Below are 20,194 nucleotides of genomic sequence, written 5' to 3'. Positions count from 1 at the left end.
ATAGGCTTGGTGTTCGCTCGCAGCGGAACGTGTACTCTTGGTTGTGTATCGGTTGCTAACGTGTGCTCAATTGGGGCTGCATGCGCAGTGAAGCAAGGCTATTCCTATGAGTCGTTATGAAGTTTCTGGTAGTGAAAGTGAGTATCAGCCGGGATCAGAAGGTAAGGTGCTGAAGAATCTTGCTGGTATTGATGATCCGGCAGATATGAATATTGCAGAGACGGAGCTGCTTGCAGCGCTCTACATACAGGTGTTTGATACTTTCCCAGAAACGGTTGATTTCAAAAGAATTCGCCATTGGCATAGAGCTTGGCTAGGTAATGTTTACGATTGGGCGGGCCAATACCGAACCGTTGATATGTCTAAGCCCGATATTCGGTTTGCATCGCCTCTGCAAATTCATAGGTTGGCTCAAGCGTTCGAGAACCAGTATCTCGCTCGTTTTGCTACGTTACCTGAGATGGGAGACGAGCAACTGGTCAGCTTTCTTGCTGAAATGCATGTCGAGTTCATACTGATTCATCCATTCCGTGAGGGAAATGGCCGGATCTCACGTTTGCTGTTGGATGTGATGGCTGTCAAGGCGGGGGCTCAACCACTGGACTATAGCTTATGGAATGAGCACAAGGATTACTATTTCAAAGCGATTCAGGCTGGTCTGGAGGGCGACTACCAATTTGTCGAACGTTTAGTTCGTGATGTTTTGTCGGCGCAGTAACGTCCAAGGCATCGCCTCAGGAAGATAAGGTCAACTTGTTGAAAAGCCTTGGGCGAGACATCAGGCGTTTTTCAATCACCTCTGTACGCTCGCCTGTCTCGATTGCACTCGAGCTGGCGACGGCTCGCACAATACGCTCACGAGAAACGATTACTTTATCTGTGGGGGGCCTGCGAACCATTATCGCGCTCCTTGAGTCGTTCTGTTGAACTCATTATAGCAGCTGTCCCTTGATGATACTCCCCCGCTGATGACAGCAGGAGAGTGTTTGCTTATCACACCTCTTCCATACCCTCTACCAAAAAGACGCGGTAATCGGCGCCCAGGAAGCGGTGCTGACGGGCTTCCTGGTAGGCGGGGCTTTGGTACCAGGCGCGGGCGGCGGCCATGTCGGGGAAGCGCAGGATCACGGCGCCTTCCATCGCGCTGCCTTCCAGCACTTCGAAGTCTCCGTAGAAGGCTAGCGGCTGCGGGTCGTGGCCTTCCCGAGCGGCTTTGGCCTTTTCGCTGTAGCGCTGCATTTCTTCGCTGTTGTGGGTGTGTTCACGGGTCAAAACGACATAAGCAGGCATTGGATTTCCTTGTTGGTCGACGCTACGGCGTCTCGGTCGGGTGGGAGTCATCGGCTGGCGCTTCGGGGTCGGCGTTGGTCATCGGTTCGATTTGACGGTTTTCCAGGGCGGCCAACGCGACCTTGTAGCAGTCTTCGATGTGGCTGTTGCCCATGTATTTCATGGCGGTAAAACTGATGCCGCCCGCCACGGCGCTGCCAATCAGCGGGACGAATTTGCTGGTGCCTTTGGCGGCAACTTTGATGCCCATCTTGCCAAGCAGGGTCACGATCAGGTTTTTGGTGATGTACCTGCCTGCCATCTTGCTGCCGGTATTGGAGATGGCGGTCATGACGAACAGCTTGCTTTCGGTATCCAGACGGTCGATCTGCTCCGGCGTTAGCCCAAACTGGCTGTTGATCTTGGGGATGATGCGCATCAGGATCGCCACGTCCGAGCCAATGTCCAGCCCCGGCACAGGAATCATCGCCGTACCTGCGGAGAGGCTGGCGCTGCGTGTCACCATGGCATGGCAGGACTTCTTGATGGCGTCGAGTTCTTCCCTTGTTTCGATCATTGCGCAATCCCTTTTGGCGATGGAGTGTCATCACCTTAGTCGATGTTGGCTTTCGCGACACGTTGTCTGCTGGGCGTTGTCTCGTGGCCAGTCGGCTCGGCCAAAAAGAATGCTAATCGCTTTGCCGCCATGCAGCCACTGGCGGGTAAGCAGCTTGGCAGATTTTAGCGCTATAGTGACGTCTCTTTCCCCTCACTGGCTGAACGCTTTTATCACATGACCTCATTCAGAGCCGCGCTACATCGGCAGTTAGCTCCTGAAGCTCGCCTTCAGCAGGGCTTGTCGGTCACTAACCGTATTATCTGTCTGGGCTTCATGGTCCACAACAACGCTTTCCTGTTGCGCCTTCTACGCTTGGCGCGAATGCTGCGACTTGCCCGTCTGGGCCGCTTCAGCCAAGCGTGGGCAGCCTTGGCGGCCGCATTCAGCGATGCGTTTCAGCAGAAACGTGACCACCTGGCAGAGAAATAGAACAGGCGGGTTACCACCAGCATCACGTCGATAGGCGTGCGTATGCAAGGGCTGGCGGTGGATGGCTGTACTGACATCACGGCACCGCAAGCCGCGGTGGCAACCGCTCGGCCAGAAACTCCATGAACAGCCGTGTGCGATGGGAAAGCGTGGCCTGCCGGTAGTAGACGGCATGGATGGGCTGTGTGATCAGCGTGGTGTGGTCGGGCAACACTTCCACCAGCGCGCCACGCTGGCGGGGTGCCTGGGTCATGAAATCGGCCAGGCAAACGATACCAACGCCTGAGATTGCCAGCTCCAGCAGGGTGGTGCCGCTGGATGCCGCCAGGGTGGGCGCGATGTGCAGCGGCTGGCCATTGGCGCCGTTCAACGGCCAGCGGTTGAGGTGGTCCAACTGGCTGAAGCCGAGCAGGGTGTGCTGGGCCAGTTCCGCTACCTGAGAGGGGGTGCCATGGCGCGCCAGGTAGGCGGGGCTGGCCAGCACGCGCAGGGCGCTGTGGCCCAGGGGGCGCGCATGGAGCGACGAATCTTCCAGCGCGCCAATGCGAATGGCCAGGTCGACCCGCTGTTCCAGCAGGTCTACAAAGCGGTCATGGGTATCCAGCTCCAGGGTGATTTGCGGGTAGCGGGCGCGAAACTCCTCGATCAGCGGCACCACCACGAATTGCATGAAGCTGGGCGCGGCATTGATGCGCAGCCGCCCACTGGGCTGCTGATGGCGATCTTGCACGGCCTCTTCGGCCGCTTCCACGGCGGCCAGGATGCTGCGGCAGTGGGCCAGAAAGGTATCGCCTTCCTCCGTCAGCTCCAGCCGCCGGGTGGTGCGGCGCAGGAGCGTGGTGCCCAGCTTCTGCTCCAGCCGGTGCAGGGCGCGGCTGACGCCGGAGACCGTCATGTCCAACTGCTCGGCGGCGGCGGTGATCGAGCCACAGTCCACGACGGTAATGAAGGCTTGCTGCTCTTCCAGAGTACTTTTCATGGCTACCAGGCCTGGTCGTGGCAAGTGATAGTTGATTTTTGTGCAAGAGTCTCTTGCGGGATGAGCGCTGTTTCCAAGGCATTGTTCACTGCACAATATCGCCCACTCAATGGCTCGCAGTGAAACGTCAAGCGAGCCAATCGACAACACAGTGAGGTGTCAGCCATGAAGATACTGTTGATCAATGGCGGTAAAGCGTTTGCCCACTCTGGTGGTGAACTCAACAATACGCTGCATGCCGTCGCAAAGGAAACCCTGCTGGAACTGGGGCATGACGTGCGCGAGACGGTCATCGAGCAAGGCTACGAGACTGCTGCCGAAGTACAGCACTACCTGTGGGCCGACACCATCGTGTACCAGATGCCCGGCTGGTGGATGGGCGCGCCCTGGACGGTCAAGCGCTATATCGATGAAGTCTTTACCGAGGGGCATGGCGCGCTGTACGCAAGCGATGGCCGTTCGCGTCAGGACCCTTCCAAGCAGTACGGCAGCGGCGGGCTGCTGCAGGGCCGCCACTACATGCTGTCGTTGACCTGGAATGCCCCCGCCGAAGCTTTCGATGAGCCGGGCAACTTCTTTGAAGGGCGCGGGGTCGATGGCGTCTACTTTGCGTTCCACAAATCCCAGCAGTTCGTCGGGCTGGCCGCCCAGCCCACGTTCATCGCCAACGATGTCATCAAGGCACCGGACGTCGAGCGCGACAAGGCGGAGTATCGTCGCCATTTGCGTCGCGTGTTCGGTTAGTGCTACCTGAGCTGACTGGCACGCTGTCGCAGCTTGGGCAGCGTGCGTGCCACCGGCGGTAGGCGGGTCGCCATGATCAGGGCGGAAACGGCGGCATACACGGCCCATTCTCGCAGGTCGGCGCGTACCACCCAGAAGAAGTGCAGCAGTACCAGGGCGAGGATGACGTAGGCAAACTTGTGCAGGGGCTTCCAGCGTTTGCCCAGCCGCTGCATCGACCAGCGGTTGGAGGTTGCCCCCAGCACGGCCAGCCCCAGCAGGGCGATCATGCCCACCACGATGTAGGGCCGCTTGACCAGCTCACTGCCCAGCAGGGCCCAGTTCAGCCCCAGAATGAACAGGGCATAGCTCAGTAGGTGAAGGGTCGCGTAAGCGAGGGTCCACAGCCCCAACTGCCGCCGGATCAGGTTGAAGCCTTTCCAGCGGGTGAGCTTGGTCAGCGGGGTCAGGCTCAGGGTCATCAGCAATAGCCAAAGCGCGCCAATGCCCAGGTTCAGTAGCAGGTAGCGCCCGGGTTCGGGGCCTGCGGCGTTGCTGGCCACCTGACCGCTCCAGTACAGCAGGGGGGTCAGCGCGGCCAGGAACACGCCGCCGCGCCATAGCCACCAGGTGCGTGGTGTGGCCATCAGTAGTTGGCTCTCAAGTCCAGGCCGGCATACAGCTCGGCCACTTCGTCGGCGTAGCCGTTGAACATCAGGGTGTCCATGGTATTGGGGCTGAACAAGCTGTTGGGCAGGCGGCGTTCGGTGGCCTGGCTCCAGCGGGGGTGATCCACTTCCGGGTTGACGTTGGCATAGAAGCCGTACTCGTTGGGGGCAATCAGCTGCCAGGAGTTCATCGGCTGCTCTTCGACCAGCGAAATGCGCACGATCGACTTGATGCTCTTGAACCCGTACTTCCAGGGCACCACCAGGCGCAGCGGTGCGCCGTTCTGGTTGGGCAGTTCGCGGCCATACATGCCCTGCGCCATCAGGGTCAGCGGGTGCATGGCTTCATCCATGCGCAGGCCCTCCACGTAAGGCCAGTCGATCAGCGAAAACGACGAGCGCTGGCCAGGCATCTGCTCTGGGTCCACCAGGGTTTCGAAGCGCACGTACTTGGCTTTGCTGGTGGGCTCGGCGCGGGTGATGATATCGGCCAGCGGAATGCCCAGCCAGGGAATGACCATCGACCACGCCTCCACGCAGCGCAAGCGGTAGATGCGCTCTTCGAACCGGGTAGGGCTGACGAGGTCTTCCAGCGCGAAGCGACCGCCGTTGTTCACTTCGCCATCGACCACCACGCTCCAGGGCTCGGTTTTTAAACTGCCAGCCCGGCGGGCGGGGTCGGTTTTTCCGGTGCCGAACTCATAAAAGTTGTTATAGCCGCTGGCATCGTCGAAGGGGGTGAGGGTGTCTGTATCGGGGTCGCTGGGAGTCACGGCTCCCCATTGGGTATCGCCGATCTTTTGCTGCAGCCACTCTGGGCCGCTGCCTGCTGGCACATCCGAATAGTCCGCATTGGCGCGGGCGTGCCCCGACAGCGCAAGCCCAGCCCCCAGCCCCGCCATGCCGCCCATGAATTGTCGGCGCGACAGATAGATGGATTCCGGGGTGACATCCGATTCTTTCAAATCACTGGGCTTGGCAATTTTTATCAGCATGGGGGAGCCTCTGCGTAGAAGAGCATGTCCAAGGTGCAGGAAGAGCGTCACCTTTGACGATGGATGGCAGGAGAAGTTCTCCACTTCTGTTTCAGTGTACAACCTTTATATCGCTTTGACGCTGACTGGCGTCATGTCTTACTGGCCAAGGCCTTGGCCCCTGTGGACTCCATGCGTATGCCTTCAAGAGTTGATGAGCAGAACCCCCTGAGCTACCCAACGAGCGCGGACTGGCACCAGCTGTTCATGCGGCTGCTGCCTTGGCTGGGCTGCCAGGCCCTTGCTGGTGCGCTGCTGTTTTTCGTGGCCTACCACTGGGTCGTCATGGCCCGCCTGAACGGGCTGTGGCTGCTGTGGTGGGGGCTGGTGAACATGGCCGTCTGGCTCTATGCCAGCGTTTGGGGGTTATGGGGGGCGTTGGGATGGCCTCAGGTGGCGGGCCTGTGGGGGCTGGCGGTGGTCAATAGCGCGGCGCTGGCCGGTTGGGAGTGGGGCGTGCAGCGGCGGGGCTGGCCAGCGGGCTGGGCGCTGCGCGTGCTGGCGTTGGGCAGCGGGGTGCCGGTGACCCTGCTGATGATGCACTGGCTGTCGGGCGCGTTGACCCACGCTTTTCTGCCTGTGGCCGTATATGGCACCTGGCTGGCGCTGCTGTTGCTCGGATACGCCCTTGGCCAGTGGCTGGTGTTGGGCGCAGGCGTGGTGCTGTGGCTGGTGGCACTGGGACGCTACTGCTGACGGGGCTTTATGATGAGGCGTTGCAGCGCCTGGGAGGGTTGGCTCCGTGACCAGCCCGTCGGGGTGTGACTTGCCTCACGGGCTATCGTGGTCTGTACTTGGTCCAACCATAAGCACGGATAGAGGCGAGAATGACGAAAGCACACGGATGGCGATACTGGCTAGTACTGCTGGTAGGGCTATGTTTCTCGCACATGGGCCTGGCGCAGAGCCAGGGCGATGAAAGCGAAGATGAGCGCTGGTTCACCGCAGACACGCTGAATGCCGGACTGGGCGAAGTCCCGGAAGAGGTCAAGCGGCTATCGCCCAGGGAAGCGATTCGCAGCTTCCTGACGCTCACCGAGGAGGGGGACTACGCGGCCGCCGCGCATCTGCTCAACCTGGCGGATATCGATTCGGGTGAGCAGCCCGGCCGGGGGGCCGAACTGGCCGAACAGCTGGCCGAAGTATTGCGGCGCGGCGAGTGGCTCAACGCCTCCAACTTGTCCGGGCGCCAGGATGCGGCCATTGAAGACCCGTCCGGCCAGAACCCGATGACCGGCCAACCCCGACGTAATATCGAGCTGGCCTCGTTGCAGATCAATGGCGATGCGTACGATGTGCGCCTGGGCCGTTACCGGATCCCCGACGAAGACCCCGTGTGGCTGGTGATGCCAGAAAGTGTGTCAGCGATTCCCGAGCTGTACGAAGAGTACGGGCCTTCGGTGATCGACCAGTATATCCCCGAGCGGTTCAAGACCTCTTTCGGCATGTTGAAGGTATGGGAGTGGCTGGCCATTCCGCTGTTCCTGCTGACGGTGAGCGGAGTGGGCGTCGTGGCCTATTATGCCGTGAGGCTCGTGGCGCGCCTGTTGCCCTCCGGCGTGTCGACCATCTTCGCCGACCAGATCGGGGTGCCCGTTGCGCTGATCGTGATGGCGCTGTTCACTCAGGCACTGCTGGATTACGTGGTGTCGTTTTCCGCCGTAGCCACTACCACCTTCCGGGTATTGCTGATTGCCGTGATGGCCTGGGGCGGGGGCACCATCGCGCTACGCCTGGTGGATACCATCATGCTGCGCATGACGCGTCACCTGGTGGGGGAAATCGACGATACCAAACCCCGCGACAAGCGCCGTCTGCTGACCAGCCTGTACGCCTTGCGGCGTGGCATCATCCTGGTCACGGTGGTGTCGGTATCGGTGTACGTGCTGGGGCAGATCAAGCTGTTCGAATCCCTGGGCCTTTCGCTGTTGGCCTCTGCCAGCGTACTGGCCGTGCTGGTGGGCATTGCGGGCCAGGCAGTGCTGGGCAACATTCTTTCCTCTTTTCAGCTTTCGCTGGCCAAGCCGGTGCGCATCGGTGACCTGGTGATCTTCGAAGGCCAGTGGTGCTACGTAGAGGGTATCTTCTATACCTTCATCCGCCTGCGCTCCTGGGATGAGCGTCGCTTGATCGTGCCGGTGACCTACTTCATCTCGAAGCCCTTCGAGAACCTGTCGGTCAAAAGTGCCAAGATGTATCGCTTTCTGGAGCTGACGCTGCACTTGAGTGCCGACATCTCCAAAATTCGTGAAAAGTTTATCGAATTTGCCGAGGCCGAAGAGTCCGTAGTCGAGCACCACAAGCTGCTGTGCTACGTCACAGGTCAAACGGCACATGCGCAGACCGTCACCTGCTACCTGATGACCTCCGACCCGCTATCGGGCTGGACCGCCGAAATGAACATCCGCGAGCAGCTCATGGCCTACATCCGCGATGAGCACCCCGAATGGTGGCCCCGCGAGGTCATGGTCATCAGCCACCACGACGTGGCCAAGGGCCACGGCCAGCGCTCGGGAACCACGTCGAGCGCCCGCCAGGAAACGCATGAACGCACCCCCCGCGGGCCCGGCGAAGGCAGCAGCGACAACCGCGGAGACGCCAGCAGCGAAAGCAGCTCAGAAACCGGAGGCAACAGCGCCCCCGACTAGGGGCGCATTTGCCTGTGTTTGTGTCTGTGTCCGTGCCTGTGAAAGTCCTTGCCGTTTGCCCTCTGTCGGCCGCGCTACTGAGTATCAAGGCTCCCTGAGCTGCTGCTCTGCCAACCGCTTGGCGCCCGCGAAGTCGGCTTTCTTGGCAAAGCGCGTGTAGCGGTCGATGAGGGTCAAGAAGCCGTCTTCGTCCATGTATCCTTTATCGCCCGTGACGTACCACCGTTGCCCATCCAGTGTCTTGAGCGCCGAGGCAGTGCGTTCGGGATCATGGAGGTAGCCTTGCATGACCTGAGGGCCACTGACGATCACCATACCGGCTTGCCCGGTGGGCAGTTCCTCCAGGCTTTCCGGGTCGACCACTTTCACGCTGGTGCCCGGCAGCGGCATGCCCACCGTGCCCGGCTGATGCCCCTTTTGCAGCGGCTGAGAACGGGAGCCCAGCGTGTCGGGCAAGTTGACCGAGACCACCGGAGCGGTTTCAGTGGCCCCGTAACCTTCATAAATGGGCTTGCCGAATCTGGCCATGAAGCCTTCTCGCACGCGCTCATCCAGCTTCTCGGCACCGGCGACCACGATGCGCAGGCTGTGCAACTGCTCGGCTTGCACTTTGGGGTGACGGTTGAACAGCCGCAGCAGGCTGGAGGTGCTGAACATGACGGTGGCCTGGTGCTGGCTGACGGCCTTGGCAACCCCGGATACGTCGGTCGGGTCGGCGTGGCAGACCAGGGGCAGCCCTTCCACCAGTGGCAGCAGCTGAGTCACCGTGAACCCAAACGCATGAAATGTCGGCAGCGAGGCCATTACCACATCGTCGTGTTGGGTGTTCAGTAAGTCGGAGGTTTGCTTGATATTGGCCATCAGGTTGCGGTGGCTGAGCATGACCCCCTTGGGCATCCCTTCGCTGCCGCTGGAGAACAGGATGGCCGCCGTGGCGCGGGCATCCTGTGCGCGGCAGAAGAGTGTTTGCAGCAGCCAACCGGGGAGGCAGCGAACGGCTAGCCAGGTCATCAGCCGCTCCCGGCGCGTCATGCTGGCCTGCAGGTCTTCCAGGTAAAGAACGCGAAGGCTGGCCAACAGCGGTGTGACGTCGAGGCCGCGCTGCTCCAGCCTGGTGACAAAGCGCCGGGAGGTGAGCAGCGTGCGTACCTCTGCCTGCTGAAGTGCAAAGGCCAGGGCCTCCTGGCTGGCCGTATAGTTCAGGTTGACCAGCGTTTTACCCGCCAACAGCGTCGCCATATTGGCCAATACTCCCGCCGAGCTGGTGGGCAGCAACACCCCGACGACGGGCTCCTGGGCACTGTGGCGCATCAGACGCTTGGCGATCAACAGGCTGCCCGTGAGCGCCTGGCCGGCACTCAATGCGCTACCCAACGTATCTGCCACGGCAGGCGCGCCGGGGCGGCGTTTGACGCTTTTGATCCAGGCGCAGGGCAGGCTGGGCAAGGTATCCATGGCGTGCAGCCAGGAGTGGGTGGCCTGTTCGAAAATGCGCCGCTTGAGCACATCGGCGGAGGTGTCTTTCGGCAGCGGCTTGCCAAAGGCGACCACCACGGCGCGGTGCAGCGGCGCGTTGCGCAGCTCCTTCAGCTTGCTGGAGGAGCGGGAGAACTGACTGCCCCACAGCCCACGCAGATAGAAGGGCACGATGCACACACTCGGGTCGGCTTGCTGGCAGGCGCGCTGGTAGCCTCGGCGCAGCTCGCCCAGTTGGCCGTTATAGCTGATGGCACCCTCTGGAAACAGGCACACGACCTCGCCTGCATTGAGCATGTTGGCCACTTTGGCCAGCGCAATGTCGGCCTGCTCGCCGCGTTCGATGGGGATGCAGCCCAGGGCCTTGAAAAACCAGCGCAGGTACCAGCGTTGATAAATGGAGCGCAGCATCACGAAGCGCACGGGGCGTGGGCTGGCGATCTGCACCATGGCCCAGTCGATCCAGCTGATATGGTTGCCCAGCAGCAGCACGCCCCCCTGGGCAGGCAGATTCTCCAGGCCATGCACTTCTACTCGGTAGCGGCGGGTGAGTAGAAACCCCAATACGAAGCGCACCAGGCTCTGCGGCAGCTTCAAGATAGTGTAAGCGCCGCCCGCCATGGCAACGCTGGCAATCAACAGCAGCAGATAGTGGCTATCGACCCCTGCCAGAGCGAACAGCGCGGTGAGCGCCAGAAAGCCCAGCATGGCCAGGTTCTGGATCCAGTTATTGGCGGCCATCACGGTGCCCAACTGGTGGTCGGCCGCATGGAACTGAATCAGTGCGTTCAGCGGCACGATGAACAGCCCACCCATGATGCCGATGAACACGAAGTTCAACGCCTGGCTGGTGGGCGTCGTGAACAGGGGAAGGCACCACAGGCCGATGGCGACCCCAATGGCTCCCACCGGAATCAGCCCGGTTTCGATGCGGTTGCGGGACAGCGAGCTGGCCAGCAGCGACCCCAGCGCAATCCCGATCCCGCTGGCGGCCAGGATGGCTTGCAGCACCAGCGTGTTATCGATGGAAAGTGCATCCTTGGCATAGGACGGAAAGGCGGCCAGCAGCACCTGGCCCACCGACCAGAACGTGGCCAGGCCGATGATCGACAACCGCAGTACGGGCTGCTGGGCAATCAGTCGCAGGTTTTCCCTGAGGGCGGTGCCGCTGCGGTAGCGCGCCCAGGTCAAGAGGGTGGGCGCGGGGCGCGGTGGGTCCAGCGGCAAGCGGTACAGAGCGACCACCTGCAGGACGCTGTTGAGGACCAGCAGCCAACCCAACGGGGCAATGTGGCGCAGCAGCTCGTCAGGGGAGCCGCCGCCCGCAGGCACCCAGTATTCGAACAGCGCGGTAAAGGCCACGGTGCCTGCCAGTATCGCGGCGATGGTGACGGCTTGCACCAGACCATTGGCCTCGGCCAAACGTGGCTTGCCAAACAGCCCTTTCACCAACCCGTACTTGGCAGGGGAGTAGAAGGCCGACTGAATGGCCAGCAGCAGCGTCATGGCAAACGCCAGCCAGAACCAGCCCTGGAAGTAAGCCGCCGTGATACCGAGCGACACCGCCACGGCCGCCCAGGCCGAGACGCGCAGCACGCTGACGCGGGGGATCCGGTCGGAAAGATGGCCCGCAGGGCTGAACAGCAGAATGAACGGCAGCAGAATCAGGCCATTCACCAGCGCCGTCAGCACCACCTGTTGTGTACCGTCGTAGCTTTTGAAAATCGTGTTCTGGATAACGATCTTGTGCCCTAGATCCACAAACGCATTGAGGAAAATGGCCATCAGGTAGGGCCAAGCGCCCGCGCTGCGCAGCAATGCTTGCATGGTGTCTCGCCTTGTTTGCCGGATGCTTGATACACCTGCGCGCATTGTGTTGTGCGGGCTTTCCGGTATCGTGGTCGGTTTTGAAACTGATCGTCTTGCAGGGTGATGCAGTATAGCGTGCTTGCGTATACGCTCGACAAGGCTGCCAAGAGAATCCCCATTGATGAATAGCACCCCCTTTCAGGCGTTGGCCTGCCCGCTCGATGGCGAACCGCTCTATCTGGAAGGCAATACGTGGCGATGTGCCGCCCGCCACGCTTTCGATGTGGCCAGACAGGGGTATGTGAACCTGCTGCCGGTGCAGCAGAAGCGCTCGACGGACCCTGGCGATAGCAAGCCCATGGTGGCTGCCCGCCAGCGTTTTTTGGCGGCGGGGCATTATCGGCCGATTGCCGAGTCGGTGAGCGAGATCCTCCAGCGCCATGCGCATGGGCAGGAGGCGTACCACTGCCTGGATGCGGGGTGTGGCGAGGGGTACTACCTGCGTGAACTGGCGGGGCGATGGCCTGCCGAACAGTCGCTGGCGCTGATGGGGTTGGATATTTCCAAGTGGGCGGTGTTGGCGGCTGCCAGGCAGGGGGCCGAGACGTGCCGTTGGGTGGTGGGAAGCAATGCGCAGCTGCCGGTACAGTCGGCCACGCTGGACAGCGTGTTGTGCCTGTTCGGCTTTCCGGTGCATGCGGAGTTTGCGCGGGTGCTCAAGCCGGGTGGGCAGCTGCTGCAGGTGGAAGCGGGGGCTGAGCATTTGCGAGAGCTGCGTGAGGTCATCTACCCGACCCTGAAGCCCGCCCGTGATAAGTCCCCCGAGGTGCCCGCAGGCTTTGTGGCGCATTCAGCGCATGAGCTGCGCTATGTGGTCACTTTGAAGGGGGCCGAGCCGATAGGCGATTTGATGGCCATGACGCCTCACCTTTACCGCGCCAGTGCCGAAGGCCGCGAGCGAGCGGCGAATCTGGAGGCGCTGTCGTTGACCGTGGATGCACGGCTCATCGTCTGGGAGCGAGTGTAGTCCAGGGTATAACGCTCAAACGCAAAAAGGCCCGCCGAAGCGGGCCTTTCTGGTGGAACCCATCACACAGGGCGTGGGTTCCAGCAAATGCTCAAGTCCGAAGACTTAGGAGATTTGCTTGATGTTAGAAGCCTGCAGGCCTTTTTTACCCTGGGTAACGTCGAAAGAGACGTTAGCGCCTTCTTGCAGGGTTTTGAAGCCGTCAGACTGGATTTCGGAGAAGTGTGCAAACAGATCGTCGCCACCGTCAGAAGGAGCGATGAAACCGAAGCCTTTGGTGTCGTTAAACCATTTAACTGTGCCAGTTGCCATTGTGTAGATCCTTTGCGCTGATGCGCCTTAATAAAATTCCTGGTATGACCCAGATGAAGTAGCGGGTGAAACAAGGAATACAATATTCAGGCTAACGAAAAAGATCGTACGCAACTGAAACCATGCTGCTTGCTTACTAACCAACTGACGCTACAGTGTCATGCTTGCGCTGCCGGGTCAAAGCCTTTCGTGATTATTTTTTGAGTATTGCCATGGAATGGCCTATTTCCAGCCCATTTTCCACGTCTGGTCATCCTTGAGCGCCTGCCAGGGCAGCGTGGTTTCACGGTGGGAGTGCACGGCTTCCAGCACAATATCGACGACCTGCTCTTCCTCGTCGCGCAGCAGCTGGGTCACGATGAAATGTTTTTCCTTGTTGCGGGGCGTGGCGGCTGTCCATTTGCTGTGGTGTAGCTTGTTGGGGTTGATACGGTTCATTGATGCTCCGGCAAGTGCGCATGTCAGGAGGATGAGGGTACTCTGATAGATACACAGCCCGGCAGGGATAGGGCGGGTGGAGAAACGCCGCTGTGCGCGAGGCAAAACGGCGTTTGCTGGACCGAGTGGATACGAGAGGCCTAGTGCTTCAAAATGACCCTAGTGTTTCAAGATGACATAGAACGCATGAAGGATGCCCGGTATGAAACCAAACAGGGTCAGCAGGATATTGAGCCAGAAATGTCCTTTTAGCCCGACTTCGAGAAACACCCCGAGAGGGGGGAAGATCACCGCAAAAATCATCTTGATCGGGTCTGTCGCTGTCAACGCCATAAAGCCTCCTTTGCTTTTTTAGCTACCCTATAAGACCAACCACTTACACTATCGTTCAGCTTAGGCTGAGCGCCAATCATTGGGAAGGGAATCCATGCATCGTTTTCAATTACCGTTTTCACGTACACCGCTGGCGCTGTTGTTAGGGTCGGTGGTGATGACCCCGGCGGCGGCGCAAACTGCGCCCGAGGCCAGTACCGTACTGCCTGCCGTGGAGGTCAGCGCTCCCCGTTTGGCCCGTGAACTTTATGCCACGCCAGCGGCTGTTTCGACCCTCGACGCTCAGGAGATCCAGCAGGGGCAGCAGCGGGTGCGGCTGGATGAGTCGCTGAACAGGGTGCCCGGGGTATCGCTGCAGAACCGCGATAATTTTGCCCAGGGCCAGCGTATCGCCATTCGTGGTTTTGGTGCCCGGGCGCCGTTTGGCGTACGGGGGATTACGGTGATGGTGGATGGCATTCCGTATACCTTGCCGGATGGTCAAGCGCAGCTGGATGCCATCGACCTGGACAGCGCCGAACGGATCGAGGTGATTCGCGGCCCCTCATCGGTGCTCTACGGTAATGCTGCAGGGGGCGTGATTGACGTGACCACGGCCGATGGGCGCGACAACCCTGGCACACGCATCCGCCTGGGGGCGGGCAGCCACGGCTATCAGAAAGTAGCGCTGCAGCACGGTGGCGCGCAGGGGGATTGGTCGCATCATGTCAGCTTGACGGCCCTCAACGTGGATGGTTATCGCGAGCAGAGCGCCACGGAAAAGTACCTGCTGAATGCCAAGCTGCGCCGTGAGTTGGGCAGTGAACGGGCACTGACGGCCATTATCAACGTGCTGGATAACCCGCGCTCGGAAGACCCCGGTGCCCTGACGGCCACTGAGGTTGCGCAGGGGCGCGATCAGGCTGCGCCCAACGCCCTGGCGCTGGATGCCCGGCAGCAGGCCGAACAGCAGGTGCTGGGGCTGCAATACGAAGATTTGGCGCTGGGGGGCGGTGCCTTGTACCTGCGCGGCTTTGTGGCTCGTCGTGATTTCGAACAGCAGCTGCCGTTTGTCGGTGACAGCCGTTTGGGCTATCGCCGTGATTACATGGGGGCCAGCGCCGAGTATCACCAGGCGGCCATGCTGGGCGAGCTGCCCCTCGATTACGTGGTCGGCGTCGACCTTGCACGCCAGCAGGATGACCGCTATCGCAATCGGGTCAATGCCCTGGGCGCGGTGGGGGAGACCTCGGCTGACGAAACCCAGCGCGCCACCTCCAGCGGCGTCTTTGCTCAGGGGGACCTGGCGCTTTCCGAGCAAGTGACGTTTTCGCTGGGCGCGCGCTTCGACCGCGTGGCGCTCAGGGTAGACGATGACTTTCTGGCAGATGGCGACCAGAGTGGCCGTCGCTCTTTCAGCGAATGGAGCGGCTCGGCGGGGTTGAGCTACCGTTACCTGCCTCAGCATCAGCTCTATTTGAATACCGGCACCGCGTTCGAGACCCCGACCTTTGCCGAATTCGCCAACCCAGCGGGCGGGGGCTTCAATCCGGCCATCGAACCGCAAAAAGCCTGGAATCGGGAAGTCGGGCTGCGTGGGTATGTCGAGCCGCTGGCCATGGATTATGATCTGGCGCTGTTTTCCGTGCGGGTGCGCGATGAGCTGGTGCCTTTCGATGAAGGCGGGCGCACCTTCTACGAGAACGCCAGTGATACCCGGCGTGACGGAATAGAGTTGGCGCTGGGCTGGCAGCTGGCCGATGCATGGCGGGTGAACAGTGCCTTAACGCTGGCGCGCTACGAGTTCGATAACTTTGACGACTCAGGGGCGAACCTTGATGGCAATCGGCTCCCCGGCTTGCCCGAGCAGACCTGGATCAACCAGTTGACCTGGCAGCAACAGGAACGTTTTGCCACGCTGGAAACCGAATATATCGGCAGCCTGATGGCCGACAACGCCAACGCCACGCAGGTCGACAGCTATTGGCTGGTCAACCTGCGTGTAGGCGATGAGTGGCAGCTCAGTGGTGATACGCGGCTGAGCGCTTATCTGGGGCTGCGTAACCTGTTCGACGAGGAGTACAACGACAACGTGCGCATCAACGGCACCTTTGGACGCTTTTACGAGCCTGCGCCGGGGCGCAGTGTTTATGGGGGCGTCGAGCTGAGCTTTTAAAGCCTTGGAAACGGCAAAGGGCAGCCTGGGCTGCCCCTTGAGCATAAGAGGGGGTGGTAGAGAATGCCTGGTGAGTTACAGCTTCACCAGCATCTTGCCCGTATTGGCGCCTGAGAAGAGCGCCAGAAACGCCTCCGGGGTACTTTCCAGGCCTTCCTTGATGGTCTCCTGATAGACGATGCGACCATCGGCCACCTGGGGCGTCACTTCATTCAGGAAGTAGCGATAGCTGGCCCAGTGATCTGCCACGATGAAACCTTGCATCCTGGCCTTGCGGACCACCAGTTGTGACAGGTTGCGGGGGCCTGGCGCAGGTGTCTCGGCATTGTAGCCTTCGATCATGCCGCAAACGGCGATACGCGCCCCTTCGTTGAGCTGAGCCAACGCGGCTTCCAGGCAGATGCCCCCCACGTTTTCGAAATAGACGTCGATGCCGTTCGGGCTGGCAAGCTTGATGGCGTCGCTGAGCTCCTGCGCAGTGCGGTCCTGGTAGGTGACTGGCTCGACGCCGATGGACTCCAGCCAGGCCAGCTTATGGGCTGCCCCGGCAATGCCCACCACATGGCAGCCTTTGGCCTTGGCCAGCTGTACCGCCAGTGACCCCACGGCACCGCTGGCGGCACTGACCAGCACGTTATCGCTGGGTTTGCATTCGGCAATCAGGTTCAGGCCTGTCCAGGCGGTCATGCCCGGCATGCCCAGCACGCCGAGGTAAGCCTGCTCGGGGGCGTCGCCTTCCGGCAGCGGGGTGACGCTTTCGCCCGGCAGTTGGGCAATGTCTCGCCAGCCGCCCATGTGGCTGACGCGCTGGCCTTCCTTGATATCGGGATGCCTTGACGCGATGACGTCACCAATGGCGCCGCCTTCCATGGGCTTGCCCAGCTCGAAAGGGGCAATGTAAGTGCGCATGCCCGTCATTCTGCCGCGCATGTAAGGGTCTACCGAGAGCCAGCGATTCTGGATGCGAACCTCGCCCTCTTCCAGTTCCGGCAGCTCGGCACTTTCCAGCGCGAACGTAGAGAGGTCGGGTAAACCTTCGGGGTAGGTCGTGAGCGTATAGAAACGAGAAATCATCATAGCCTCCTGCTGTCAGGGAACGCGGTAATCCTTGCCTCATAAAGACCATTAGCCTGCTTTCAGGTTCATTACGCTATAAAAAAGCGGCCCCCGAGAGGGCCGCTTTTAGTTAGCAGGATCGCTTAAGGGGTAGCACACGCTCGCGGGTGTGTTATCCGTTAATCTACCAGAGTGATCATCACTGGGGCGGTGCCTCGGCGTACCATGCCTAGTGCGCGCGCCGCTCGCTTTGAAAGATCGATGACACGCCCTTGAACGAAGGGACCACGATCATTGATCATCACTTCTACTTCCTGCCCTGTGTCGGGGCGAGTGACCAGCACTTTGGTGCCAAACGGGAGGCTTGGGTGAGCCGCCGTGAGAGCTTGCTGATCAAAGGTTTCACCGCTAGCGGTGATGGCACCCTGAAAGCGATCACTATAGAAAGAGGCAACGCCTTCTTCGAGCTTCGGGTTTACTGCTGATTGACTGGCAACTGCTTGGTGAGCGGTAGAAAATACCAGCAGTGTGGCCAGGCAAGTCGTTCGTACCAGGTGTTTTAGGGCTCCCATTGGAGTACCTCAGAGGTTCGTGTCGCGGACTCCGCTTTCATCGATGAGGCGCCAGATTGGCTTGCTGATAGTAGCCCGCGTATGGAGCGTCGGCAAGCTTTAAGAAGATCGGCGCAGATAGCTCCATAATTGCGCTTTTTGTAACGAATCATTATGCCTTTGCGTTTCAGTAAGTTAACCCGGGCGGTGTGCCATGGAGCGCCGCCCGGGAAAGCGCGTTATTTTTGTGGAAAAGTGCCCTTTACACCGATGAACCGCCTTATAATCTGGTTTCGCTATATCGGCGTTTTTGCCTACGATCAAGGATGCACCTATGGCCAAGTCCTCTTCTTTTACCCTGCTGCTGGTTGCTGTCGGCGGCGTTGCCGTGGGGTACTTCGCAGCTCAATCTTTTTCGCAAGCGCCCGCCACGCCGGACACGGTGGAAGTGTCGGATGAGGCGGCCAGTAGTTCAGGCAGCGTCTTCGATGGGCTGGAGACCCTGACGCTTGGCGAGCGTGGCCGAGGCGAAATTACCTCCGCCAATGAGCTGAATGGCAATGACGGTAGCCGCTTTGCCCGCTACGTCATCCAACTGGATGAAGATGCCCTGGTGGAAGTGTCGCTGCGCGGCGCTTTGCAGGGCATCGTGGCGCTGTACGATGATCAGTTGGAGCTGCTGTCCAGTGCCGATACCGTACGCTATCGGGTGAAAGAGAGCGGCGACTACATGGTGGTGGTTAGCGGTGCCGATGCCCAGAGCTATGGCCCTTACAGCGTCGAGGCCCGCACCATCGAGCTGAGCGATTCTGACACGCTGGCCGTGGGTACGCCCATGGATAGCTGGCTGGAAAGCACCCCCCGCGAAGTAACCTGGACCATCGAAGAAGCAGGCATGTACCAGATCGAGATGCGTGCCGATGAGTTCGATGCTTACCTGGAGCTACGCGGCCCCAACGGCTATTACCGGGAAGACGATGACAGCGCCGGTAACCTGAATGCCCGCATTGCCGATTTTCTGGAGCCGGGTGATTACACCGTGACCGCAAGAAGCGCCTTTGGTGATGGCAGTGGCCTGTTCACGCTGGTCGCAGAACCGCGTGAGCTGCCAGGCGAGGGCGAGCTGCGCAATGACGGTGCCATTCAGCCAGGTGAGTCGTTGAATGGCTGGTTCAGCGGGCAGCCCTTGAGCTACGAGCTGGAGATCGAAGAAGCCGGCATGTACCAGATCGAGATGAATTCCAGCGATGTGGATGCGTACCTGGTGCTGGAAGGCGACAGCGGCTATTACCGCGAAGATGACGACAGTGCCGGTAATCTGGACGCCCGTATTGCTGACTTCCTTGCGCCCGGCAACTATCAGATCACGGCTCGTACGGCGTATGGCACCGACAGCGGCCTGTTTACCCTCTCCGTGGCGTCACGTGAGCTGCCTGAAGACGTAGAACTGCGCAACGAAGGCGAATTGACTCCCGATGAAACCATCAATGGTTGGTACGGCGGCGAACCGTTGACCTATCAGCTAACCTTGACGGAGAGTTCGCGGGTTACGCTGGCAATGAACTCCACTGACTTCGATACCTATCTCGAGCTGTACGGCGAAGGCGTCTCCTACAGTGACGACGACGGCGGTCAGGGAACCAACGCCCTGCTGGAGCAGGCACTGCTACCGGGGACTTACACCGTGAGCGCCCGTGGTTTCAGCGCCAGTGGCAGCGGCATGTTCGAGCTGGAGGTAAGCGCAGAGCCTACGGAAATGCAGCCTGATACATAAGTGGGCCAGTAGGTAACGCAATGATTATGCCTCTGCTCTGTGCAGGGGCATTTTTGTGCTGACATGAACAGCATCGCATTCACAAGGAGGTTGATATGGTACGTCTGACAACGGTAATGAGCGCGGGCGCGATGATCGCGGGCAGTGTCTGGCTAAGTGGCTGCCACACTTCATCGCCCTCCCATGAACAGGAGGAGCCACTGGCCCTGGCGACGCTGGCCGTAGAGCAGCAGTTCGTGGCGCCCGGCTGTGAGGGAGAGCGCTGCTCGACAGTGCGTATTTCAGCACTGGAGTTCCCCCAGGATGAAGCACTGACGCAGCAGTTGCAGGAGCGTCTGCTGACGCTGGGCATGGGGATTACCGAAGAACAGGCCGAGCCTGCTGCATCCTGGGAGGCGTATGCCCAGCACTTTTTCGAACTGGCCGAAGAGGGCAACCGCTTGACGCCCCCGGAAATGACCAGTGAGGCCATGCTCGAAGCCACGGTTCATGCCCATCACGACGACCTGCTGGTGTTGGAGCTGAACAGCTATGTCTACCATGCCGGGCAAGCCCATGGATTGCCCATGACGGCGTTCATGGTGATCGATGAGCGCCGCCGAGCAGTGGTCGAAGCCGAGGATATGCTGCTGGATGGGCAGGAGGCGGCCTTCGATACGTTGCTGACGGAGGCTCACCAGCGCTGGGCAAGCGAGATGGGGCAGGATGAACAGTTCCTGGCGAACTGGCCGCTATCCCCCAGTCGCAACATTGCCCCGCTGGAGGAGGCATGGGAGGTCAAGTACAACGTATACGACATCGCACCTTACGCCGTAGGTCAGCCCACCTTGACGATCCCCGTTGAAGCCCTCGACGGCGTGGCCAAGCCGCGTTTTATCGGCGCAGAGTAAGGGC

The 20,194-nt window shown here is 60.4% G+C and carries 20 protein-coding genes; 9 read left to right on the top strand and 11 right to left on the bottom strand.

The window, feature by feature from the left end:
* Positions 1–106 precede the first annotated feature (106 nt).
* Positions 107–718: a Fic family protein gene (locus KVY02_RS13975; protein ID WP_218313740.1), complete on the top strand. Its 612-nt coding sequence runs from the start codon at positions 107–109 to the stop codon at positions 716–718.
* A gap of 275 nt (positions 719–993) precedes the next feature.
* Here the strand turns inward: KVY02_RS13975 and KVY02_RS13970 are convergent, their stop codons facing one another.
* On the bottom strand, positions 994–1,290 hold the full coding sequence (locus KVY02_RS13970; RefSeq protein WP_193460861.1) for a DUF1330 domain-containing protein: 297 nt from the start codon (positions 1,288–1,290) through the stop codon (positions 994–996).
* Positions 1,291–1,312: 22 nt separating this feature from the next.
* Positions 1,313–1,846: a hypothetical protein gene (locus tag KVY02_RS13965; protein ID WP_218313739.1), complete on the bottom strand. Its 534-nt coding sequence runs from the start codon at positions 1,844–1,846 to the stop codon at positions 1,313–1,315.
* A 216-nt stretch (positions 1,847–2,062) separates the two neighbouring features.
* On the opposite strand from KVY02_RS13965, the gene KVY02_RS13960 reads away from it, so the two are divergent.
* Positions 2,063–2,317 carry a hypothetical protein gene (locus KVY02_RS13960; protein ID WP_232710704.1) on the top strand — a complete coding sequence of 85 codons (255 nt, stop codon included), beginning with the start codon at positions 2,063–2,065 and terminating at the stop codon, positions 2,315–2,317.
* A gap of 76 nt (positions 2,318–2,393) precedes the next feature.
* On the opposite strand, the gene KVY02_RS13955 is transcribed toward KVY02_RS13960, so the two are convergent.
* Complete coding sequence (locus tag KVY02_RS13955; RefSeq protein ID WP_218313738.1) at positions 2,394–3,296, bottom strand: LysR family transcriptional regulator; 903 nt, start codon at positions 3,294–3,296, stop codon at positions 2,394–2,396.
* 165 nt (positions 3,297–3,461) lie between these two features.
* Here KVY02_RS13955 and KVY02_RS13950 point away from each other — a divergent pair, with 165 nt between their 5' ends.
* A complete protein-coding gene (locus tag KVY02_RS13950; RefSeq protein WP_016914767.1) occupies positions 3,462–4,040 on the top strand; it encodes an NAD(P)H-dependent oxidoreductase in 579 nt (192 codons plus the stop codon).
* 2 nt (positions 4,041–4,042) lie between these two features.
* Here the strand turns inward: KVY02_RS13950 and msrQ are convergent, their stop codons facing one another.
* Both msrQ and msrP read right to left on the bottom strand, forming a co-directional pair.
* Positions 4,043–4,666, bottom strand: coding sequence for a protein-methionine-sulfoxide reductase heme-binding subunit MsrQ (msrQ, locus tag KVY02_RS13945; protein WP_016914766.1), 624 nt, complete (start codon positions 4,664–4,666; stop codon positions 4,043–4,045).
* Positions 4,666–5,682, bottom strand: coding sequence for a protein-methionine-sulfoxide reductase catalytic subunit MsrP (msrP, locus tag KVY02_RS13940; protein ID WP_100730832.1), 1,017 nt, complete (start codon positions 5,680–5,682; stop codon positions 4,666–4,668). Before msrP ends, msrQ begins: the two co-directional genes overlap by 1 nt.
* Before the next feature lie 177 nt (positions 5,683–5,859).
* Between msrP and KVY02_RS13935 the strand changes: the two genes are divergently transcribed.
* Positions 5,860–6,417 (top strand): hypothetical protein, encoded by a 558-nt coding sequence (locus KVY02_RS13935; RefSeq protein ID WP_218313737.1) that lies wholly within the window; start codon positions 5,860–5,862, stop codon positions 6,415–6,417.
* Between the two features lie 131 nt (positions 6,418–6,548).
* Positions 6,549–8,369, top strand: coding sequence for a mechanosensitive ion channel family protein (locus tag KVY02_RS13930; RefSeq protein WP_218313736.1), 1,821 nt, complete (start codon positions 6,549–6,551; stop codon positions 8,367–8,369).
* Between the two features lie 84 nt (positions 8,370–8,453).
* Here KVY02_RS13930 and KVY02_RS13925 read toward each other — a convergent pair whose 3' ends face one another.
* Positions 8,454–11,672 carry an acyl-[ACP]--phospholipid O-acyltransferase gene (locus tag KVY02_RS13925; protein WP_218313735.1) on the bottom strand — a complete coding sequence of 1,073 codons (3,219 nt, stop codon included), beginning with the start codon at positions 11,670–11,672 and terminating at the stop codon, positions 8,454–8,456.
* A 163-nt stretch (positions 11,673–11,835) separates the two neighbouring features.
* Between KVY02_RS13925 and KVY02_RS13920 the strand changes: the two genes are divergently transcribed.
* Positions 11,836–12,681: a putative RNA methyltransferase gene (locus tag KVY02_RS13920; RefSeq protein ID WP_218313734.1), complete on the top strand. Its 846-nt coding sequence runs from the start codon at positions 11,836–11,838 to the stop codon at positions 12,679–12,681.
* Between the two features lie 105 nt (positions 12,682–12,786).
* Here the strand turns inward: KVY02_RS13920 and KVY02_RS13915 are convergent, their stop codons facing one another.
* From KVY02_RS13915 to KVY02_RS13905, 3 genes are all read right to left on the bottom strand, one after another.
* Positions 12,787–12,993 carry a cold-shock protein gene (locus KVY02_RS13915; protein ID WP_009095703.1) on the bottom strand — a complete coding sequence of 69 codons (207 nt, stop codon included), beginning with the start codon at positions 12,991–12,993 and terminating at the stop codon, positions 12,787–12,789.
* A gap of 222 nt (positions 12,994–13,215) precedes the next feature.
* Positions 13,216–13,431, bottom strand: a complete 216-nt coding sequence (locus KVY02_RS13910; RefSeq protein WP_016914760.1) for a TIGR02450 family Trp-rich protein — start codon at positions 13,429–13,431, stop codon at positions 13,216–13,218.
* Between the two features lie 159 nt (positions 13,432–13,590).
* Positions 13,591–13,734, bottom strand: coding sequence for a YqaE/Pmp3 family membrane protein (locus KVY02_RS13905; RefSeq protein WP_371317430.1), 144 nt, complete (start codon positions 13,732–13,734; stop codon positions 13,591–13,593).
* A gap of 187 nt (positions 13,735–13,921) precedes the next feature.
* On the opposite strand from KVY02_RS13905, the gene KVY02_RS13900 reads away from it, so the two are divergent.
* Positions 13,922–15,919 carry a TonB-dependent receptor gene (locus KVY02_RS13900; protein WP_218315097.1) on the top strand — a complete coding sequence of 666 codons (1,998 nt, stop codon included), beginning with the start codon at positions 13,922–13,924 and terminating at the stop codon, positions 15,917–15,919.
* A 75-nt stretch (positions 15,920–15,994) separates the two neighbouring features.
* Here KVY02_RS13900 and KVY02_RS13895 read toward each other — a convergent pair whose 3' ends face one another.
* Together KVY02_RS13895 and KVY02_RS13890 are read right to left on the bottom strand one after the other, a co-directional pair.
* The gene (locus KVY02_RS13895; protein ID WP_081137820.1) at positions 15,995–16,993 is read right to left on the bottom strand and encodes an NADP-dependent oxidoreductase; all 999 of its coding nucleotides are present in this window, start codon (positions 16,991–16,993) and stop codon (positions 15,995–15,997) included.
* A 161-nt stretch (positions 16,994–17,154) separates the two neighbouring features.
* Positions 17,155–17,547, bottom strand: coding sequence for a septal ring lytic transglycosylase RlpA family protein (locus tag KVY02_RS13890; protein ID WP_081137818.1), 393 nt, complete (start codon positions 17,545–17,547; stop codon positions 17,155–17,157).
* 313 nt (positions 17,548–17,860) lie between these two features.
* Between KVY02_RS13890 and KVY02_RS13885 the strand changes: the two genes are divergently transcribed.
* Complete coding sequence (locus KVY02_RS13885) at positions 17,861–19,300, top strand: hypothetical protein (protein WP_218313733.1); 1,440 nt, start codon at positions 17,861–17,863, stop codon at positions 19,298–19,300.
* A 95-nt stretch (positions 19,301–19,395) separates the two neighbouring features.
* Positions 19,396–20,190, top strand: coding sequence for an RsiV family protein (locus KVY02_RS13880; RefSeq protein ID WP_256357500.1), 795 nt, complete (start codon positions 19,396–19,398; stop codon positions 20,188–20,190).
* The last annotated feature ends 4 nt before the right edge of the window (positions 20,191–20,194 follow it).

It is taken from the genome of Halomonas sp. 18071143 (assembly GCF_019211725.1).
Lineage (GTDB): Bacteria > Pseudomonadota > Gammaproteobacteria > Pseudomonadales > Halomonadaceae > Vreelandella > Vreelandella stevensii.
Note: the sequence above shows the minus strand (reverse complement) of the source record. Positions and strands in the feature narration are given on the sequence as shown.

Coding starts and splice junctions, on each gene's coding strand:
- KVY02_RS13960 (WP_232710704.1), top strand. CDS start 2,063: ATGACCTCATTCAGAGCCGCGCTACATCGGCAGTTAGCTCCTGAAGCT.
- KVY02_RS13965 (WP_218313739.1), bottom strand. CDS start 1,846: ATGATCGAAACAAGGGAAGAACTCGACGCCATCAAGAAGTCCTGCCAT.
- KVY02_RS13890 (WP_081137818.1), bottom strand. CDS start 17,547: ATGGGAGCCCTAAAACACCTGGTACGAACGACTTGCCTGGCCACACTG.
- KVY02_RS13955 (WP_218313738.1), bottom strand. CDS start 3,296: ATGAAAAGTACTCTGGAAGAGCAGCAAGCCTTCATTACCGTCGTGGAC.
- KVY02_RS13975 (WP_218313740.1), top strand. CDS start 107: ATGAGTCGTTATGAAGTTTCTGGTAGTGAAAGTGAGTATCAGCCGGGA.
- KVY02_RS13895 (WP_081137820.1), bottom strand. CDS start 16,993: ATGATTTCTCGTTTCTATACGCTCACGACCTACCCCGAAGGTTTACCC.
- KVY02_RS13950 (WP_016914767.1), top strand. CDS start 3,462: ATGAAGATACTGTTGATCAATGGCGGTAAAGCGTTTGCCCACTCTGGT.
- msrP (WP_100730832.1), bottom strand. CDS start 5,682: ATGCTGATAAAAATTGCCAAGCCCAGTGATTTGAAAGAATCGGATGTC.
- KVY02_RS13910 (WP_016914760.1), bottom strand. CDS start 13,431: ATGAACCGTATCAACCCCAACAAGCTACACCACAGCAAATGGACAGCC.
- KVY02_RS13970 (WP_193460861.1), bottom strand. CDS start 1,290: ATGCCTGCTTATGTCGTTTTGACCCGTGAACACACCCACAACAGCGAA.
- KVY02_RS13925 (WP_218313735.1), bottom strand. CDS start 11,672: ATGCAAGCATTGCTGCGCAGCGCGGGCGCTTGGCCCTACCTGATGGCC.
- KVY02_RS13900 (WP_218315097.1), top strand. CDS start 13,922: ATGACCCCGGCGGCGGCGCAAACTGCGCCCGAGGCCAGTACCGTACTG.
- KVY02_RS13920 (WP_218313734.1), top strand. CDS start 11,836: ATGAATAGCACCCCCTTTCAGGCGTTGGCCTGCCCGCTCGATGGCGAA.
- KVY02_RS13935 (WP_218313737.1), top strand. CDS start 5,860: ATGCCTTCAAGAGTTGATGAGCAGAACCCCCTGAGCTACCCAACGAGC.
- KVY02_RS13905 (WP_371317430.1), bottom strand. CDS start 13,734: ATGATTTTTGCGGTGATCTTCCCCCCTCTCGGGGTGTTTCTCGAAGTC.
- KVY02_RS13885 (WP_218313733.1), top strand. CDS start 17,861: ATGGCCAAGTCCTCTTCTTTTACCCTGCTGCTGGTTGCTGTCGGCGGC.
- msrQ (WP_016914766.1), bottom strand. CDS start 4,666: ATGGCCACACCACGCACCTGGTGGCTATGGCGCGGCGGCGTGTTCCTG.
- KVY02_RS13915 (WP_009095703.1), bottom strand. CDS start 12,993: ATGGCAACTGGCACAGTTAAATGGTTTAACGACACCAAAGGCTTCGGT.
- KVY02_RS13930 (WP_218313736.1), top strand. CDS start 6,549: ATGACGAAAGCACACGGATGGCGATACTGGCTAGTACTGCTGGTAGGG.
- KVY02_RS13880 (WP_256357500.1), top strand. CDS start 19,396: ATGGTACGTCTGACAACGGTAATGAGCGCGGGCGCGATGATCGCGGGC.